The organism is Thioclava sp. NS-SX20, assembly GCF_057380695.1.
In genome coordinates this window covers 188336-206125 of sequence record NZ_CM170816.1, presented here as the reverse complement: position 1 = coordinate 206125, position 17790 = coordinate 188336, and the positions used below count along the sequence as shown (strand labels likewise).

At 61.8% G+C, this 17790-nt stretch carries 16 protein-coding genes; 3 read left to right on the top strand and 13 right to left on the bottom strand.

The window, feature by feature from the left end; all coding sequences use genetic code 11:
- Window positions 1–8: 8 nt before the first annotated feature.
- The 7 genes from AC2ISB_RS00965 to ccoN all read right to left on the bottom strand — a co-directional run bounded on the left by AC2ISB_RS00965 (window position 9) and on the right by ccoN (window position 7814).
- Window positions 9–2189: a heavy metal translocating P-type ATPase gene (locus AC2ISB_RS00965; RefSeq protein WP_339108984.1), complete on the bottom strand. Its 2181-nt coding sequence runs from the start codon at window positions 2187–2189 to the stop codon at window positions 9–11.
- 3 nt (window positions 2190–2192) lie between these two features.
- The gene (locus AC2ISB_RS00960; protein ID WP_339108983.1) at window positions 2193–2651 is read right to left on the bottom strand and encodes a FixH family protein; all 459 of its coding nucleotides are present in this window, start codon (window positions 2649–2651) and stop codon (window positions 2193–2195) included.
- Window position 2652: 1 nt separating this feature from the next.
- Window positions 2653–4107, bottom strand: coding sequence for a cytochrome c oxidase accessory protein CcoG (ccoG, locus tag AC2ISB_RS00955; RefSeq protein ID WP_486575623.1), 1455 nt, complete (start codon window positions 4105–4107; stop codon window positions 2653–2655).
- 293 nt (window positions 4108–4400) lie between these two features.
- Window positions 4401–5282 (bottom strand): cytochrome-c oxidase, cbb3-type subunit III, encoded by an 882-nt coding sequence (ccoP, locus tag AC2ISB_RS00950; RefSeq protein ID WP_339108981.1) that lies wholly within the window; start codon window positions 5280–5282, stop codon window positions 4401–4403.
- Entirely contained in the window at window positions 5279–5470 is a 192-nt protein-coding gene (locus tag AC2ISB_RS00945; protein ID WP_406720250.1) for a cbb3-type cytochrome oxidase subunit 3, read from the bottom strand. Before AC2ISB_RS00945 ends, ccoP begins: the two co-directional genes overlap by 4 nt.
- Before the next feature lie 7 nt (window positions 5471–5477).
- Window positions 5478–6206 carry a cytochrome-c oxidase, cbb3-type subunit II gene (gene ccoO / locus AC2ISB_RS00940; RefSeq protein WP_339108979.1) on the bottom strand — a complete coding sequence of 243 codons (729 nt, stop codon included), beginning with the start codon at window positions 6204–6206 and terminating at the stop codon, window positions 5478–5480.
- 12 nt (window positions 6207–6218) lie between these two features.
- Window positions 6219–7814: a cytochrome-c oxidase, cbb3-type subunit I gene (gene ccoN / locus AC2ISB_RS00935; RefSeq protein WP_406720249.1), complete on the bottom strand. Its 1596-nt coding sequence runs from the start codon at window positions 7812–7814 to the stop codon at window positions 6219–6221.
- A gap of 212 nt (window positions 7815–8026) precedes the next feature.
- Here ccoN and AC2ISB_RS00930 point away from each other — a divergent pair, with 212 nt between their 5' ends.
- Together AC2ISB_RS00930 and AC2ISB_RS00925 are read left to right on the top strand one after the other, a co-directional pair.
- A complete protein-coding gene (locus AC2ISB_RS00930; RefSeq protein ID WP_339108977.1) occupies window positions 8027–8866 on the top strand; it encodes a universal stress protein in 840 nt (279 codons plus the stop codon).
- 18 nt (window positions 8867–8884) lie between these two features.
- On the top strand, window positions 8885–9424 hold the full coding sequence (locus AC2ISB_RS00925; protein WP_339108976.1) for a hypothetical protein: 540 nt from the start codon (window positions 8885–8887) through the stop codon (window positions 9422–9424).
- On the opposite strand, the gene AC2ISB_RS00920 is transcribed toward AC2ISB_RS00925, so the two are convergent.
- Together AC2ISB_RS00920 and fnrL are read right to left on the bottom strand one after the other, a co-directional pair.
- Complete coding sequence (locus AC2ISB_RS00920; protein ID WP_486575619.1) at window positions 9403–10377, bottom strand: PhzF family phenazine biosynthesis protein; 975 nt, start codon at window positions 10375–10377, stop codon at window positions 9403–9405. The genes AC2ISB_RS00925 and AC2ISB_RS00920 overlap by 22 nt on opposite strands.
- Window positions 10358–11104 carry a transcriptional regulator FnrL gene (gene fnrL, locus AC2ISB_RS00915; protein WP_406721634.1) on the bottom strand — a complete coding sequence of 249 codons (747 nt, stop codon included), beginning with the start codon at window positions 11102–11104 and terminating at the stop codon, window positions 10358–10360. The genes AC2ISB_RS00920 and fnrL overlap by 20 nt, the downstream gene beginning before the upstream one ends.
- A 55-nt stretch (window positions 11105–11159) precedes the next feature.
- Between fnrL and hemN the strand changes: the two genes are divergently transcribed.
- Window positions 11160–12515, top strand: a complete 1356-nt coding sequence (gene hemN / locus AC2ISB_RS00910; protein WP_339108973.1) for an oxygen-independent coproporphyrinogen III oxidase — start codon at window positions 11160–11162, stop codon at window positions 12513–12515.
- Window positions 12516–12664: 149 nt separating this feature from the next.
- Here hemN and AC2ISB_RS00905 read toward each other — a convergent pair whose 3' ends face one another.
- From AC2ISB_RS00905 to AC2ISB_RS00890, 4 genes are read right to left on the bottom strand one after another with little or no spacing between them, the layout of a single operon-like run.
- Window positions 12665–13888, bottom strand: a complete 1224-nt coding sequence (locus tag AC2ISB_RS00905; RefSeq protein WP_339108972.1) for a glycosyltransferase — start codon at window positions 13886–13888, stop codon at window positions 12665–12667.
- Window positions 13885–15468 carry an ABC transporter ATP-binding protein gene (locus tag AC2ISB_RS00900; protein WP_406735654.1) on the bottom strand — a complete coding sequence of 528 codons (1584 nt, stop codon included), beginning with the start codon at window positions 15466–15468 and terminating at the stop codon, window positions 13885–13887. Before AC2ISB_RS00900 ends, AC2ISB_RS00905 begins: the two co-directional genes overlap by 4 nt.
- Complete coding sequence (locus tag AC2ISB_RS00895; protein ID WP_406735655.1) at window positions 15465–16571, bottom strand: ABC transporter permease; 1107 nt, start codon at window positions 16569–16571, stop codon at window positions 15465–15467. Before AC2ISB_RS00895 ends, AC2ISB_RS00900 begins: the two co-directional genes overlap by 4 nt.
- Window position 16572: 1 nt before the next feature.
- Entirely contained in the window at window positions 16573–17769 is a 1197-nt protein-coding gene (locus tag AC2ISB_RS00890; RefSeq protein WP_339108968.1) for a microcin C ABC transporter permease YejB, read from the bottom strand.
- Between the last annotated feature and the right edge of the window lie 21 nt (window positions 17770–17790).

Below are 17790 nucleotides of genomic sequence, written 5' to 3'. Positions count from 1 at the left end.
TTTCGAGATTACTTGAGCCGCAAGGAGTTGAGGGACACGGTAATGGAACTGGCCGACATCGCAAGGGCTGCAGCCAGCGGCGTGGCCAACCCCAGAAGCGCGATCGGCACGGCAATCATGTTATAGCCGATGGAAATCGCGAAATTCTGCTTGATCCGCGCACGGGCTTTGCGCGCAATCTGCAGGGCCTCGGCAATCGGCTCCAGATTCTGGCCCAAGAGCACGATATCGGAGGCCGTGCGCGCGGCATCAAGCGCCGAGGCCGGAGAGATCGACACATGGGCCTGCGCCAGTGCAATCGTGTCATTCAACCCGTCCCCCACCATCAGCACATGATGGCCTGCCCCGGACAAAGCGGCCAGCGTCGCAGCCTTGTCTTCGGGGCGTGCCTCGGCCTGCCAGTCGGCAATCCCCAGACGCGCGGCCAGTGCCGAGACCGCAGCTGTGGTATCGCCCGACACCAGCCGAACCGAAAGCCCCCGCGCCACACAGGCACGCACGGCTTCAGCCGCTCCGGGGCGCAAACGGTCCTGAAAGCGCAGGCGCGTCAGGTTCCCCTGCCCCGCATCAAGCCATGTGCCCTCGCCCTGTGCGCCTACCCAGTCGGCCCGTCCCAAACGGATCCTCCGCCCCTGATCGCGGGCCTCGACCCCACATCCCGGAACTTCGCAAAGGCCCTCCACCACCTGAGGCTCGACGCCTTCGGCGCGTAGCATTTCAGCCAGCGACACGGAAAGCGGATGCGACGAGGCCGCCGCAAGAGCAAGGGCAATGCGGCGCGCCTGTGCCTCCATCCCTGCCAGATCCGCCGGTTCGGGCAGGCCCATCGTCAGCGTGCCGGTTTTGTCGAACACCACGCAATCCACTTCGGCCAGCCGCTCGAGCGCGCTGCCATCCTTCACCAGAAGCCCCTGCCGGAACAGCCGTCCCGAGGCGGCCGTCACGACGGCAGGCACCGCCAGCCCCAAGGCGCAGGGACAGGTAATGATCAGCACGGCTGCGGCGATATTCAGCGCCAGACGCAGATCGCCCGAAAGCCACATCCATACCGCAAAGGCTGAAAAGGCCATCAGATGCACCAAGGGCGTGTAGGCACGGGTCGCCCGCTCGGCCAGCGTGGTGTATCGGGTCCGCGCGGTCTCGGCAGCGGCCACCAGCTGGGCCATCCGGTGGAGCGAACTGTCGCGACCGACAGCGGTCAGACGCACCAGCAGCGGCCCCGTCAGATTGACCTCCCCCGCCGAAAGCACAGCCCCCGGCCCGACGCTGACAGGCAGGCTCTCACCGGTCAGCAAGGACCGGTCCGTTTCCGAGCGCCCCTCGAGCACCACCCCATCCGCGGCGAGCCGCCCGCCCGGACGCAGGCGCAGGTGATCGCCCACGCGCAAATCCGCCACCGGCACTTCGGTTTCGCCCGCATCGGTCACACGCCATGCACGCGGCACCTCCAGCGCGGCCAGCTCCTCTGCGGCAGAACGCGCCGCCGAGCGCGAGCGGTAATCCAGATAGCGCCCGACCAGCAGGAAAAAGATCAGCATTACGGCTGCGTCGTAATAGGCATGCCGCCCTGAATGGATGGTTTCAAACAGCGACATCCCTGTCGAGAGCAGGATCGCCAGCGAAATCGGTACATCCATTCCCAATCTGCGCGCCCGCAGCGCCCGATAGGCCGAAGCGAAAAAGGGCTGGCCCGCAAAGATCACCGTCGGAAAGGCGATCGCTGCCGAAATCCAGTGGAACATATCGCGCGTGGCATCGCCCGCCCCCGACCAGACCGCGACCGAAAGCAGCATGATATTCATCATGGCAAAGCCCGCGACCCCGATCCGCATCAGATAATCGCGGCCCTGCCTGTCTGTCTCGGTGGCGCGCAGCACATCAGGGTCCAGCTCATGCGCCTCATAGCCGATGCCCTCCAGCGCGCCGATCAGCTGCGCGGCGGTGATCTCCGGCCCCGCCTGCACCGCAACACGCTTCAGCGTCAGGTTGACCCGTGCATCGCGCACCCCGTCAATCGCGCCCAGACAGGCCTCGACATCGGTGATACAGGCCGCGCAATGGATCGAGGGCAAAGACAACGACAGGCTGGGGGCCGCGATGGCACGCCGCGCCAGATCCTGCGCCGCAGGGGCTGCGATACAGGCCGGACAGGCCGAAACAGCGGTTTCGATATCTGGCGCAGCGCTCACCGCTCAGTTCCTGACAAACAGATCGATCCGCTGCCGGAAGGCCGTGCCATCCGCCGCCACCGCATCAAGATGCACAAGCCACGCCCCCGGTGCCAGAGTGAGATCGGCCAGATAGGCCCCGTTCACCCGACGGAATTGCGGGGTGACATCCTCGCGCGACATGGTGGTGCGCCCGACAAGCGCGGAAAACCGCGAGACCGGCGCGGGCAGGCCCTCCTTATCCGTCAGCCGGAAGCTGAGCTGGCCATTCTCGTAAAGCGGCTCGACCGTCCAGCCAAGCGCCTGTTGCGCCGCCCGCAATGTGTCGAATTGCTGGCTTGCCACATAGGAATTGGTCACCTCCAGCCCCGGAAAGCTGGAGATCGCATTATAGGCCATAAAGATATTGACCCCGATAATCACCGAAAAGGCCCCGACCACGGTCACCAGAACATGTTTACCGGTCAGTTCACGCGTCATCATCTCAGTTCCGCCCCTTGCCGTTAAAGACCGTTTTTTCGGTTACAGACCGGTCGCCATCCTTCTGGCTGACCCGTAGAACCAGATCGCTGCGTGTCGCATCGGCCAGCGCCGAACCGCGCACCGCTTCCAGATAGAGCCGCGCCGACAAGGTCGTATCGGCAGGCACGATCACCGACGCCCCGTCCCGTCCCTCGACCTTGACCCTCAGACCATCCACAGGCTGGCCATCCATACCGGTCACCGAAATGACATAGGCGGTCGGGTCATGCTCCTTGTTGCGCAGACGAAGCGCATAGATATTGCGGATCGTCCCGTCGGGCTGCGTGACATAAAGCGGCGAACGGTTCGGCGTAACGTTGAACTCGATCGGCGAGCGCACCAGCAATGCCACGATCAACCCGACACCGATCCCTCCCCAGAGCACAAAATAGATGATCGTGCGCAGCCGGAAGATATGCCGCCAAGGGCTGACACGGGCCTCGCCTTTCTTCTCGCGCTCCTCGTCGCGCAGCGCCATATAGCCGATCAGCCCGTGCGGCTGGTTGGTTTTGTCCATGATCTCGTTGCAGGCATCGATACACAGGCCGCAGGTGATGCATTCCATCTGCTGGCCGTCGCGGATGTCGATCCCCATAGGGCACACATTCACACAGGCATTGCAGTCGATACAATCCCCCTGCGCCGCATCGGCTTTCACGCCCTTTTTCAGCTTGCCGCGCGGTTCGCCGCGCCAGTTGCGATACCCGATGGTCAGGGTATCCTCGTCCATCATGGCGGCCTGAATGCGCGGCCACGGGCAGGCATAGATACAGATCTGCTCGCGGGCGAAACCGCCGAAGAAGAAGGTCGTCGCGGTCAGCACCAGCAGCGTAAGATAGGCCACCATCGCCGCCTGTCCGGTCACCAGCTGGCGCAACAAGGTCGGTGCATCGGCAAAATAGAACACCCACGCCCCGCCCGTGCCGACGGCGATCACCAGCCACAAGGCCCATTTCAACGCGCGCTTACGGATCTTTTCTCCCGTCCAGCGCGAACGCAGAAGGCGGATCTGCGCGTTCCGGTCCCCCTCGACCCAGCGTTCGACATGCATGAAAAGATCGGTCCAGACCGTTTGCGGACAGGCATAGCCACACCACACCCGCCCCATCGCAGCGGTAAACAGAAACAGCCCGAGCCCCGCCATGATCAGCAGGCCCGCCACGAAATAGAATTCATGCGGCCAGATCTCGATCATGAAGAAGAAAAACCGACGATTTGCCAGATCGACCAGCACCGCCTGATCGGGCAATGCCGGACCACGGTCCCAACGCACCCAAGGCAGGATGTAGTAGATGCCCAGCATCATCCCCATCAACCACCATTTCAGGCTGCGGAACTTACCACGGACATGGCGCGGAAAAATCGGCTCGCGGCTGGCATAGAGCGGCGGCGGGGCGACAGGATCTGGGGCGCTCACGGTGCAATCTCCTTGGGATCGTCGTCAGGTCGGAGTTCTGAATGCGCTTTCCAACCTCACCTTTCCTTGACTTGCGTCAAAATTCCACTTTGGCATGCATTTTTTCGAATACAATTGACCAAAGGTGCTACCCCCGCAGACGCCATAAAAAAGCGGCCCAAGCAAAGGCTTGGACCGGCAGTCATGATTGTGGATTTATAAAAAAGCACCGGCACCCCCATGGAAACGCGCGAACAGGACAAGGTGCCGGTGCACTCCGCGCCAAGCTTTAGGGCATGGCGCGGAGATCTCGTTTACTGGCCGCCGCCCAGACCGTGGACATAAGAGGCCACAGCGCGGATCTCGGCTTCGCTCAGGCGGGTGTTCCAGTTGGGCATCACACCGAAACGGGCGTCATGCACGGTCTTGGTGAGGGTGGCGACATCGCCGCCGTAAAGCCAGATCGCATCGGTCAGGTTCGGCGCGCCTTGGGACTTGTCACCGGTGCCATCTTCCATGTGGCAGCTCGTGCAGTTCTCTTCGAAGACCGCCGCCCCTTCTTTGGCCAGATCCGCATCGAAGTCCTGACCGGAGATCTGGCGCACATGCTGCACGACCTGCGCAATCTGCTCTTCATCCAGAATACCGTCGGTGCCGAAGGCAGGCATCTGGCTATAGCGCGCCTCGCCATCGGGATCGGTTTCGTTACGGATACCGTGGGTGACGGTGAAGTAGATATCGTCGATCGTCCCACCCCAGAGCCAATCGCTATCCAGAAGGCTGGGATAGCCCAGACCCTGCTGGCCACCGGCCCCTGCCCCGTGACATTGCGCACACCATGTCTGGAACACCGCAGCCCCCGCATTCTGGGTATAGTTCACCAGTTCGGGGTCCTGAGCGATGGCCGCGAGGTCGGTATTCACCAGTTTTTCCTCGACGGGCGCATTCATCGCATCGAAGCGCTCCAGATCGGCTTCAAGATCGGCGCGGGTCGATTTGTGCAACAGCCCCGGCGTTGCCCCGTTCAACAGCGGCCATGCGGGCATCGCAACCGAATAGCCCAGAGCGAAGATGATGCAGGCATAGAACGTCCACAGCCACCAGCGCGGCAGGGGGTTGTTGAACTCTTCGATACCATCCCAGCTATGGCCCGTGGTCGAAGGATCATTCGGCAGTTTCTTGGGTGTCTTGCTCATTTGCCCACCTCCTTGTCGGCTGCGGTTGCGGGACGGTCCTCGTGACGGAACGGGATGGAGGCGCTGTCGCGCTGTGCTTTGCGGGCACCGGGCCGGAAGGCCCATAAGATCGCGCCCACAAACATCATCACCATGAACAGCAGCATCCAGCTATCGGCAAATTCACGGAAGATATGATAGTCCATCATGCCCTCCTTACCGGCTTGCATCGCGTTCGAAGGTCGAGAAATCGACCATCGTGCCCAGAACCTGCAGATAGGCGACCAGCGCATCCATCTCGGTCACGGCGGGCTGACCATCAAAATTGCGCACATTGACACGGTCGTCATAGCGCTCGAACAGGCCATCGGTATCGGCATAAGGATCCAGCTGGGCCGCGAAATCGGCCTTGGCCGCCTCGATCATATCGGAGCTATAGGGCACCCCGACCGCCGCATCGGTTGTCAGACGTTCTTCCAGATGGGCCGTATCGATCAGACGGTTCTTCAGGAAGCCGTATTTCGGCATCACCGATTCCGGCACGACCGATTGCGGGTTGGTCAGGTGATCGACATGCCACGCATCCGAGTAACGCCCGCCCACACGCGCCAGATCCGGCCCCGTGCGTTTGGACCCCCATTGGAACGGGTGGTCATACATCGATTCCGCCGCCAGCGAGTAATGACCGTAGCGTTCATACTCGTCCCGCATCGGGCGGATCATCTGGCTATGGCAGACATAGCAGCCCTCGCGGACATAGATATCGCGGCCGGTCAGTTCGAGGGGGGTGTAGGGGCGGACCCCTTCCACCTTCTCGATCGTGTTCTCGAGATAGAACAGAGGCGCGATTTCGACGATCCCGCCGATGGTCACCACAAGGAAGGAGCCGATCAGAAGCAGCGTCGCGTTCTTCTCGATGATCCCGTGTTTATCCAGAATGGACATAGGTCTCTCTCCTTACTCTGCCGCAACAGGTGCCGCAGCCACGGCCTTGGGCTGCTTGGCAACCGTCGCCCAAAGGTTCCAGGCCATGATCAGCGAACCGGTCAGATACATCACACCCCCAAGAGCCCGCACGACATACATCGGGAATTTGGCGGAAACGGTGTCAGCGAACGAGTTCACCAGGAAGCCCTGCGCATCCACCTGACGCCACATCAGACCTTCCATGATACCGGTCACCCACATGGAGGCGGCGTAGAGCACGATCCCGATCGTCGCGAGCCAGAAATGCCAGCTGACGGCCTTGAGCGAATAGAGACGCTCGCGTTTCCACAGTTTCGGAACAAGGAAGTAGAGCATCCCGAAGGTGATCATCCCGTTCCAGCCAAGCGCGCCGGAATGCACGTGACCGATGGTCCAGTCCGTATAGTGCGACAGCGAGTTGACGGCCTTGATCGACATCATCGGACCTTCAAAGGTGGACATGCCGTAGAAGCCGATGGACACCACCATCATACGGATCACCGGATCGGTGCGCAGTTTGTCCCACGCGCCCGAGAGCGTCATCAGACCGTTGATCATCCCGCCCCAGCTGGGCATCCACAGCATGATCGAGAACACCATCCCCAGCGTCGAGGCCCAGTCGGGCAGCGCGGTGTAATGCAGGTGGTGGGGACCAGCCCAGATATAGAGGAAGATCAGCGCCCAGAAGTGGATGATCGACAGCTTGTAGGAATAGACGGGACGCTCGGCCTGTTTGGGCACGAAATAGTACATCATCCCGAGGAAGCCTGCCGTCAGGAAGAAGCCCACCGCGTTATGGCCATACCACCACTGCGTCATCGCATCCTGCACGCCCGAGAAGAGCTGCACGGATTTCGACCCGAAGATCGAGACCGGCAGAGCGAGGTTGTTGACGATATGCAGCATCGCCACAGTCACGATGAACGAAAGGTAGAACCAGTTGGCCACATAGATATGCGGCTCGCGGCGTTTGAGGATCGTGCCGAGGAAGGTGATCAGATAGGCCACCCACACGACGGTCAGCCACAGATCGACATACCATTCCGGCTCGGCATATTCTTTCGACTGGGTGGCCCCGAGGATATAGCCAGACGCCGCCAGAACGATGAACAGGTTATAGCCCCAGAACACGAACCAGCCGAGGCTGCCGCCAAACAGGCGCGCCGCCGAGGTGCGCTGCACCACATAGAAGGACGACGCGATCAGCGCGTTCCCGCCAAAGGCGAAGATCACCGCAGAGGTGTGTAGGGGACGAAGCTTGCCGAAATTCAGATAGCCCTGCGCCCATTCGAAATTCAGCGCCGGAAAGGCCAGCTGGAAAGCGATGAACACGGCGACCAGAAAGCCGACGATACCCCATAGAACCGTTGCCACCACGCCATAGCGAATGACACTGTCAAAATATTCCGTTTGCGAGACGGGTTTGGATTTTTCCATTCCCCGCATCACCCAGATCAGTGCAATCACAGCCGCCACAAATACTTCGATCGCATTCACGGTATAGGCGAGATCGCGGCCATAGCTGGCAGCAATCGCGGCAAGCACCGCGACGAGCCCCAGCATAGCTAGCTTGAGATAATCCCACATATTGCGTCCCTTCGTCTTATTCTCCCCTGCTCAAATGAAAGGGGCACGACTTCAGTCCCTTTTGCGGGGGACGCCTTCACTATGCATTGATCTGCATCAACTCTTCGAGAGGGCAAAAAGTAGGTCTTCAATCCATGAATTGATCCTTGTCAAAGTGGTGAATTAGAAGCAGGCATATGATATTTTCCGAACTGAAATGACGAGGCAAAGCCATGTCCTATAAATCTATTCTGACTATTGTTACCGATCTGGGCGCGGCGAAAGCCCAGTTGGACGCGGCCGTTGTGATGGCCCGTCAGGAGCAGGCGCATCTTGATGTGCTCTGCCTCGGCGTCGATGTTTCGCAGACGGGCTACTATTATGCAGGCGCAACTGCCTATGTTCAGAAGGAAATCATCGAACAGGCGCAAGACGAAGCCCGCAAGATCGAGGAAGGCGTGCTGGCGCGGCTGAAAGCCGAGGATATCCGCTGGGCCACCGAAACCATGGTCGTCCAGCTTGGTTCGATCTCTCCGGCTGTGGCGATCCGCGCGCGGTTTGCCGATCTGGTCGTGATGGGACGCCCCTATGGCGAAGATCGTGGACAGGAAATCGAGGCCACCATCGAGGCCGCCCTGTTCGAGGGCAATGTGCCGGTGCTGATCGTCCCTGACGATTTCAATGGTCGCCTGAGTGGCCGCCATGTGGTGGTTGCGTGGAATCAGTCCGACGAATCGCTCAATGCGGTGCGCGACGCCCTGCCGCTGCTGAAAGCTGCGGAGAAGGTGGATATCACCCTTGTCGCGCCGCCCGCACATGGGCCCGAACGCGCCGATCCCGGCAGTGCGCTTTGCCAGATGCTTGTGCGCCACGGTGTGGCCGCCGAAGTGACGGTGCTGCCCAAAACCATGCCGCGCATCTCCGATGTGATCAATCGCCATGTCAGCGACACGAGCGCCGATATGATCGTGATGGGGGCCTATGGCCATTCGCGCTTCCGCGAGGCGATTCTTGGCGGGGCAACCCGTCACATGCTGGAAATGGCTGCCGTTCCGGTGCTGATGTCGCATTAAACCGGCAAGAAATCTCTGATGGCACTCACGAACGGGCGGCTTTATGCCGCCCGTTCTACACTGTGCTGGACAGTCGTGCCGCCACACCCCAATCCTGCGGCTGTCACCCGAAAAACCGGCCATTGGAGACTGGAGAGACTGATGCGACTGCTCGCCCTGCCCCTGATAGGAACCCTCGCGCTTGCGGCCTGCATGCCGCCGGGCAGCGCCAAGCCGGATGCAGGGAACGTGGCCGCAGCCGGACCGATCCCCGCAGGGTTTCAGGGCCGCTGGGGCATGAGCCTGAACGACTGCACCTCGACGAAGGGCGATGCCAAAGGGCTGATGACGGTCAGCGCCGATACCCTGACCTTTTATGAATCGCGCGGTGTTCTGACCGAACCGCAGGAACAATCCGCAACCAAGCTTGCGGGCCTGTTCGACTTTACCGGCGAGGGCCAGTCATGGTCCTATCACGAAATGCTGGAATTGAAGGACAAGGGCCAGACCGTGATCCGCACCGAAACCGGCGATGGCGCGGCCCCTGCCCCGCTACGCTATACGCGCTGCCCGATCTGATCGGGGATCAGGACCGGGGGTGGCCTGAGCCTGCCGCGGCTGATCTCGACCGCCGCGCCGGACACATGGACCGAGGCCAAGCGCCCGCCCCGACAGATCACGCGCAGTCCAAGATCCGAGATGCGCCCCATCTCGACACCCTGCTGCAAGGCAAAGCAGGTCTCGCCATCCCGCAGAGCCCCTCGTGCCAGAAGCTGCGCGGCAAAAAGTGCGGTGGCAGACCCTGTCGCGGGGTCTTCGGGAATACCGCCCATCGGGTCGAACATCCGCCCCTGCCAGCGATACGCCCCTGTGGGCGCATAAAGATACACCCCCGCCGCCGCCAGCTCTGTCTGCAAAAGGTCGAAGGCGGGCTGCACCGGCCACGCCCGCGCCAGCGCCTCTGTATCGCGCAGACCGATAAATGCAAAACGCGGCCCGCCAGCAATCACCGCCAGAGGCGCGTCATCCAGATCCGCAGGGTCTAGCCCAAGCGCGGCGGCACAACGATCCAGCGCTGCGCTCTGCGGCAGGTCGTCGGGCAGGCATTCGGGCAGGCGTTCGGGCAGGACAGGTGCCTGAAATTCGGCACGGATCTCTCCGGCCTCACGCCAGACACGCACCGGCACAAGCCCCGCTTCCTCTTCCAGCACCAGCACACGGTCGAAATCGGCCCCGTCCGTATCCGGAGCAAGATCCTCAAGCGCCAGAAAGATCGCGCAGCCAATGGTGGGATGACCGGCAAAGGACATTTCGCCCTGCGGATAGAAGATCCGGACGCGGGCACGGTGGGCCGGATCGGCGGGCGGAAAGACGAAGATCGTCTCGGAGAGGTTGAACTCGCGCGCGATGGTCTGCATCTGCGCATCGCTCAACCCCGTCGCATCGGGCAGAAGGGCAAGCGGATTTCCCGCGAAGGGCGTCGTTGTAAAGACATCAAGCGTGACAAACGCCCTAGTTGAAGATCCCGCCATCCGCATCATCTCCCGCCTCAAGCTGCAACGCATCCATATCGGGCACGGTCACATGGCGCTTGCCTTCCAGCGAAATGATCCCGTCCCGCTTGAGCGCCGAAATCTGGCGCGACACCGTTTCAAGCGTCAGGCCCAGATAATCGGCCATCGCCTCGCGGGTCAGCGGCAGATCGAATGTCATACTTTCCGAGGGGTTTTTCATCTGCAAGGACGCATTGCGCCGCGCGATGATCGACAGCAGCGAGGCGATCTTCTCGCGGGCGGTCTTGCGCCCCAGAAGCAGCATCCATTCACGCGCGGCATCCAGCTCGTCCAGCGTCATCTGCAACAGGCGCTGCGCCAGATGCGGAGTGCGCTCGATCATCGCCTCGAAAGGCTTGCGCCGGAAGCAGCACATCAGCACATCGGTGGTGGCCGTCACGTTGTAAGCGGCGTTGGACCGCCCCGGACGCCCGACAAAATCCGAGGGCAGCAAAAGCCCCACCATCTGCGTGCGCCCGTCTTCCATCGCCTGCGTGATCGTGGCGATTCCCGTCACCACAGAGGCCACGAATTCCATTTCATCACCGGCCCAGACAATGGTCTGGCCCGCCTCGTAGGTGCGGTAGAACTTGATCGCCTCAAGCTCGTCGATTTCCTCCGCGCTACAGCGAGCACAGACCGCCCTGTGGCGGATGGTGCAGTCCCCACACTGAAGCGTGAGCGAGGGCACATCATCTTTCGTAATGGACATTTGATATGAGTCAATTTCTGCTGCGCGTTGATCTTCTAAACATATCTGCATGGAACACAAATCGCAACTCGCCCGTCTGGGATTGTTTGACGCACGCGTCCCCCGCTATACCAGCTATCCGACGGCCCCGCATTTCAGTGCGGATGTGGGACCGGAGGCCTTCTCCTCTTGGATCGAAGCCATCCCTGCGGGAAGCTCTATCTCGCTTTATATGCATGTGCCTTTCTGTCGGCGGCTCTGCTGGTTCTGCGCCTGCAGAACGCAGGGCACGCAAAGCGCCGAGCCAGTGCAGGCCTATTCCGAAGTGCTGCTGCGCGAGTTGAAAATGCTCAAACAGCGGCTCGCCCCAGGCGTCACTTTGTCGCGGCTGCATTGGGGGGGCGGCACGCCGACGCTGATGCCCGCCGATATGATGCGCCGTCTGGCCGAGGCCACCTTCAACGCGGTGCCTCTGGCCGAAGGGGCCGAATTCTCGGTCGAGATCGACCCGAACGAGATCGATGCCGCACGTCTGGATGCGCTGGCGCAGTCGGGCATGAACCGTGCCTCGATCGGGGTGCAGGATTTCGATCCTGAGATCCAGAAGATCATCGGGCGCGACCAGAGTTTCGAGGTGACGGCCCGCGCGGTCGAGATGATCCGGGCACGAGGCATCTCCAGCCTCAATGCCGACATCCTGTTCGGCCTGCCACGGCAGACGCCGCAGCGGATTTCGTCTTCGGTGCAGAAACTGCTGTCGCTGGCCCCCGATCGTGTCGCGCTTTACGGCTACGCCCATGTGCCGTGGATGGCCCGTCGCCAGAACATGCTGCCCTCCGACGAATTGCCCACACCGGAAGAGCGGCTCGACCTGTTCGACCGCGCGGCGATGCTGTTCCGCGCGGATGGCTATGACACAATCGGCATCGACCATTTCGCGCTGCCCGATGACGGTCTGGCCGTGGCGCAGAAGGCAGGCCAGCTACGGCGCAATTTCCAGGGCTATACCGACGATCAGGCCAATGTTCTGGTCGGCCTCGGGGCCAGCGCGATCTCCCGCTTCCCGCAGGGCTATGCGCAAAACGCCTCGGCCACGGGCAAGCATGTGGGCGCGATCCGCGATGGCAGCTTCTCGACGGCGCGCGGCCATATCCTCAGCCGCGAGGATCACCTGCGCGCACGTATCATCGAAGCCCTGATGTGCGATTTCGAGGTCCGCACGGATGACCTTCTCCGCCATCATGATGTGACGCTCGCCCATCTGACACAGATGTTCAGCCATTGTGCGGCCGAATTCGAGGACTGCGTCGAGATGACAAGCTTCGGCCTTGTGATCCCCGAGAAAGGCCGCCCCCTGACCCGTTTGATCGCGCGGTATTTCGATGCCTACGATCTCTCGAAGGCGGGCCATAGCTCGGCCATCTGAAACCAGCGTTAGGGGGCAAAGCCGGAGGGGGCAGTGCCCCCGACCGAAACGGAGCGGGGCTCGATGCCCTGCTCCGTTTCGCTCCCCCCGCAGGACAAGGGCGCGCCTGCCCCCGCTCCCCCACAAGGCGGCAACACGCTGGAACCGCCTCAGGCACGCCCTGCGGTTTCGACAAACTCGACAAGTCTGGGCAGACACTGGCGGCGCAGATCATATTGCGCGACCATATGGGCACGCGCGGCAAGCCGCATCGGGATAAAACGCTCGGGCGCGGCCAGAGCCGCGATCAGCCGGTCCGACCACCCCTGAATATCGAAAAAGCCGACCAGCTCTCCGGTCTCCCCATCCGCGATCATCTCGCGCACGGGGGCGGTATCGGAGGCCACGACATGGCACCCCGCACTCATGCTTTCCATCAGCGACCAGCTCAGCACAAAGGGATAGGTCAGATAGGCATGGGCACGGCTGACCTGCAGCATCGCGATATAGCGGTCATAGGGGATACGCCCCAGAAAATGCACCCGCGAGAGATCCAGCCTGTCGCGGACCTCGTTGAGATAACGCTCTTTCCAGCTGATCCCGTCTTTCGGGGGGCCGCCGTAACTCTGCCCTTCCTCGCCCACGATCAACACATGGGCCTCCGGACGCGCCGCCAGCACGTCGGGCAGCGCCCGCATGAAGCTGTGATAGCCGCGATAGGGCTCCAAGGAGCGGTTGACGAAGGTCAGCACCTCGTCTCCGGGACGGAAACGCAGCCCCTTTTGCGCAATCTCGAAAACCGCATCGGGGTTGGGGCACAGCCTGTCGGTATCGACCCCGTCATGACAGATGGTGATCTTGTGCCGGAATTCGGGCTGGAAGGTCTCGGCCTGAAACCGTGTGGGGCACAGGGCCGCATCGGCCTGCACCATGGTCTGGATCAGATGTGCCGAGCGCGCCACGGTCGAAATACGGCTCTCGAACATGTCACGGGCGAATTCGGGATCGAAATCGGTATCAAGCCCCGATGTCCGGTACATCAGTTCGCCATAGATCAGCAGTCGCGCTTCCGGCCAGACCTCGCGCAGATACAGGGTCTCGCCCCAACCGGGATGGCCGAAAATCACATCCGGCACATAGCCATGCTCGCTGCGTAATTGCCGCGCGGCACGGGCCGCCTTCATCCCGCGCTCGGAAACCTGCGCATACATCCGCGTAAGGTTCGACGACAGGGTTACCTCGTCGGGCTGGCGGTATTTCACCACCCTGACCGGTGAAGGGCGGGTGTTTTTCTCGGCCGTCAGGGCCAGAACATCATGGCCGCGCGCCTGAAGCGCCGGAGCCAGATGCGGAAACTGGCCGGGAAAGTTCTGGTGCGCGAAGAGGACCTTCACACCGCCTCCCCCAAAGCTGCCGCCATCAGGTTGCGGGTATAACCGGTTTTGGGGTTGGCAAAGACATCGCCCGCCGCGCCCTGCTCGACCACCTCGCCGCGCTTCATCACCAGAACCTTATGGCTCAGCGCCCGCACCACCCGCAGGTCATGGCTGATAAACAGATAGGCCAGCCCGTGTTTGCGTTGCAGGTTGCGCAGAAGATCGACGATCTGCACCTGCACCGTCATATCCAGCGCCGAGGTCGGCTCGTCCAGAACCACCACTTTGGGGCGCAGGATCATGGCGCGGGCAATGGCGATGCGCTGCCGCTGCCCGCCCGAGAATTCATGCGGGTAGCGATGCATCGCCTCGGGCGGCAGGCCGACCTCTGCCATGATCTCCGCCACCATTTCGGTGCGGTTGCGCCCGGGCTCGAGCCCATGCACGGTCAGCCCTTCGGCGATGATCTGTTCGACCGTCATCCGCGGGCTGAGCGAGCCGAACGGGTCCTGGAACACAATCTGCATATCGCGGCGCAGCGCGCGCAGGCGCTTGCCCTCCCACTGGGCGATATTCTCGCCCGCATAGATGATCGGCCCGTCGCTTTCGATCAGCCGCATGATGGCCAGCGCCAGCGTGGTCTTGCCGGACCCGCTTTCACCCACAATGCCCAGCGTCTCCCCCGCCCGCACCGACAAAGACGCGCCATTGACGGCCTTTACATGGCCGGTCACTTTGCGCAAAAGCCCGCGTTTCACGGGAAACCAGATCTTGAGATCCTCGGTGCGCACCAGTTCCGGCGCATCCTCGGGCACCGGATCGGCAAGACCTTTAGGTTCGGCGGCCAGCAGCTTGCGGGTATAGGGGTGCTGCGGATTGGCAAAGATTTCCTCGGCCGGCCCCTGCTCGACGATCTCTCCATTCTGCATGACACAGACACGGTCCGCGATACGGCGCACCACGCCAAGGTCGTGGCTGATGAACAGCAGGCTCATGCCCATGTCGCGCTTCAGATCGGCCAGCAGGTCAAGGATCTGCGCCTCGATCGTCACATCCAGCGCGGTGGTCGGCTCGTCGGCAATCAGCAGATCCGGCCCATTGGCCAGTGCCATCGCGATCATCACCCGCTGGCGCTGCCCGCCCGAGAGCTGATGCGGATAATCGGCCAAACGGCTTTCGGGGTCGGGGATGCCGACCTTATCCAACAGCTCGACAATCCGTGCCTTGGCCTGCGCGCCCCGCACACCCTGATGCAGCGCCAAGCTTTCGCCCAGCTGCTTTTCCAGCGTATGGAGGGGATTGAGCGAGGTCATCGGCTCCTGGAAGATGAAGCTGATATCATTGCCGCGCACCTTGCGCAGAAGGCGCTCGGGGGCGCCCACCATCTCCTGGCCCTTATAGCGCACAGACCCCGACAGATGCGCATTCGGCCCCAGAAGCTGCACCGAAGACAGCGCCGTGATCGACTTACCCGAGCCGGATTCCCCCACCAGCGCCACGGTCTCGCCCTGCCCCACGGTAAAGCTGACGCCCTTCACCACCTCCGGCCCGCGCCCGAAACTGATCTTCAGGTCTTTGACATCGAGGATCGTGGTCATTGGAACACCTTGCGCGGGTCGAAGGCATCGCGCACGCCCTCGAAGATGAAGATCAACAGCGACAGCATCGCCGCGAATGTGAAGAAGGCCGAGAGCCCGAGCCACGGGGCCTGCAGGTTTTCCTTGCCCTGCTGCGCCAGTTCCCCCAGCGAGGGCGCCGAGGACGGCAGCCCGTAGCCAAGGTAATCCAGCGAGGCCAGCATCGAGATCGTGGCGGTCACCACGAAGGGCAGCATGGTCAGCGTAGCCACCATCGCATTGGGCAGGATATGGCGGCGCATGATCGTGCCGTCACTCACCCCCAAGGCCCGCGCGGCGCGGACATATTCGAAATTGCGCGCGCGCAGGAATTCGGCGCGCACGACCCCCACCAAGGCAGGCCAGCCAAACAGGATCGACACAAAGACCAAGAGCCAGAAACTGCGCCCCAGAATGGCGAAAAGGATGATGATCACATAGAGCGAGGGCGTCGAGGCCCAGATCTCCAGAAGCCGCTGGAAGACGATATCGACCTTGCCGCCGAAATAGCCCTGCACCGCCCCCGCCGCGACCCCGATCAGCGAGCCGACGCCGGTGACGATCAAGGTGAACAGGATCGAGGTGCGGAAGCCGTAGATCACCCGCGCCAGCACATCATGGGCGGTGTTGTCGGTGCCCAGCCAATGGGTGCTGTCGGGCGGCGAGAAGGCCGGCGCGACATCGCTGATGGTGCGGTAATTATAATGGATCAACGGCCAGATCATCCAGCCGGTCTCGACCTTTTCGCCCTCGACCGTGCCTTTCTCCCGCGCCTCTTTCATATAGGTCTCGGGGTCGTCCCAGCAGGCCTCGTTACCGCCGGTGACAATCAGGCATTGCACCTCCGGCTCGCGATAGACGGCTTCGGTGCGGAAATCCCCACCGAATGTGGTCTCGGGGTAGAACCGGTAGGCCGGAAAATAGAAATGCCCGCGATAGTTCACCACGATGGGCTTGTCATTGGCCAGCACCTCGGCAAACAGCGAGGCGACAAACAGCACGCTAAAGATAACCAGCGACCAGAAGGCGCGGCGATTGGCTTTGAAATTCTGCCAGCGGCGCCGGTTGAGCGGGGAAAGTGCCATATCAGCCGCCCCTCTTCTCGAAATCGATCCGTGGATCGACAAAGACATACATCATATCCGACAGGATGCCGACCACCAGCGAGATCAGGCCGAAGACGTAAAGCGTGCCGAAGATCACAGGATAGTTCCGCTCGACCGCCGCCTGAAAGCCCAGAAGACCGAGGCCGTCGAGCGAGAAGATGGTTTCCACGATGATCGACGACCCGAAGAACACGCCCAGAAAGGTCGAGGGGAAGCCCGCGATCACGATCAACATCGCATTGCGGAACACATGGCCGTAAAGGACGCGATGTTCGGTCAGCCCCTTGGCGCGGGCGGTGACGACATATTGCTTGTTGATCTCGTCAAGGAAGGAGTTTTTCGTCAGCAGGGTCAGCGTGGCGAAACTGGAGATCGTGATCGCCGTGATCGGCAGCACGATATGCCAGAGGTAATCCTTGGCCTTGCCGAGCGTGCTCAGCGTGTCGAAATTATCCGACGTCAGGCCCCGCAGCGGGAAGAGCCTGTAACAGGTCGGGTTCCAGCTCTCGGGGATAAAGGGGATGTGGAAGCAGTTGCCCGACACAAACAGCACCAGCAGAAGCACCGCAAACAGGAACCCCGGAATGGCATAGGCCACCACGATCACCGCCGAGGTCCAGGTGTCGAAGGAGGTGCCATCGCGCACCGCCTTACGGATGCCCAGCGGGATCGAAATCAGATAAGCCAGCAGCGTCGACCAGAGCCCCAGCGTGATCGACACCGGCATCTTCTCCGAAATCAGCTGCATGACCGTCTCGTTGTGGAAGTAGCTCTTGCCGAAATCGAAGGTCAGATAATGCCCCATCATGATGAAAAACCGCTCGACCGCACCGATTTTTTCGGTGCGGCATTCGGGAGCGGTGACAGAAGGCACCCCCTGATAGCCCTCTTCGCAGACGATCCGCGAAAAGCCCATCTGCACTTCCAGCTGGGCGAGCTGCTGCGGCGAGATCCCCCGCGCGCCCTGATAGCCCTGGTCATCGCCGCCCTGCGCCTGTCCGGAATCGCCGCCGCCGCCGGTCAGGTTGCGCATGGAATCGCCGCCCCCCTCGACCCGCGCAAGGATCTGCTCGATCGGACCGCCGGGGACAAATTGCGTGAGGGTGAAGTTGACGATCATGATGCCGAGAAGTGTCGGTATCACAAGAAGCAACCGCTTCAGGATATAGGCGCCCATAAGTGGCCTCGCCCCTTTTCT

Excerpts from the sequence above, each read along its gene's own strand:
- AC2ISB_RS00960 (WP_339108983.1), bottom strand. The coding sequence starts at position 2,651 with ATGATGACGCGTGAACTGACCGGTAAACATGTTCTGGTGACCGTGGTC.
- ccoP (WP_339108981.1), bottom strand. The coding sequence starts at position 5,282 with ATGAGCAAGACACCCAAGAAACTGCCGAATGATCCTTCGACCACGGGC.
- AC2ISB_RS00945 (WP_406720250.1), bottom strand. The coding sequence starts at position 5,470 with ATGATGGACTATCATATCTTCCGTGAATTTGCCGATAGCTGGATGCTG.
- ccoO (WP_339108979.1), bottom strand. The coding sequence starts at position 6,206 with ATGTCCATTCTGGATAAACACGGGATCATCGAGAAGAACGCGACGCTG.
- ccoN (WP_406720249.1), bottom strand. The coding sequence starts at position 7,814 with ATGTGGGATTATCTCAAGCTAGCTATGCTGGGGCTCGTCGCGGTGCTT.
- AC2ISB_RS00930 (WP_339108977.1), top strand. The coding sequence starts at position 8,027 with ATGTCCTATAAATCTATTCTGACTATTGTTACCGATCTGGGCGCGGCG.
- AC2ISB_RS00925 (WP_339108976.1), top strand. The coding sequence starts at position 8,885 with ATGGCACTCACGAACGGGCGGCTTTATGCCGCCCGTTCTACACTGTGC.
- AC2ISB_RS00920 (WP_486575619.1), bottom strand. The coding sequence starts at position 10,377 with ATGGCGGGATCTTCAACTAGGGCGTTTGTCACGCTTGATGTCTTTACA.
- hemN (WP_339108973.1), top strand. The coding sequence starts at position 11,160 with ATGGAACACAAATCGCAACTCGCCCGTCTGGGATTGTTTGACGCACGC.
- AC2ISB_RS00900 (WP_406735654.1), bottom strand. The coding sequence starts at position 15,468 with ATGACCACGATCCTCGATGTCAAAGACCTGAAGATCAGTTTCGGGCGC.
- AC2ISB_RS00895 (WP_406735655.1), bottom strand. The coding sequence starts at position 16,571 with ATGGCACTTTCCCCGCTCAACCGGCGCCGCTGGCAGAATTTCAAAGCC.
- AC2ISB_RS00890 (WP_339108968.1), bottom strand. The coding sequence starts at position 17,769 with ATGGGCGCCTATATCCTGAAGCGGTTGCTTCTTGTGATACCGACACTT.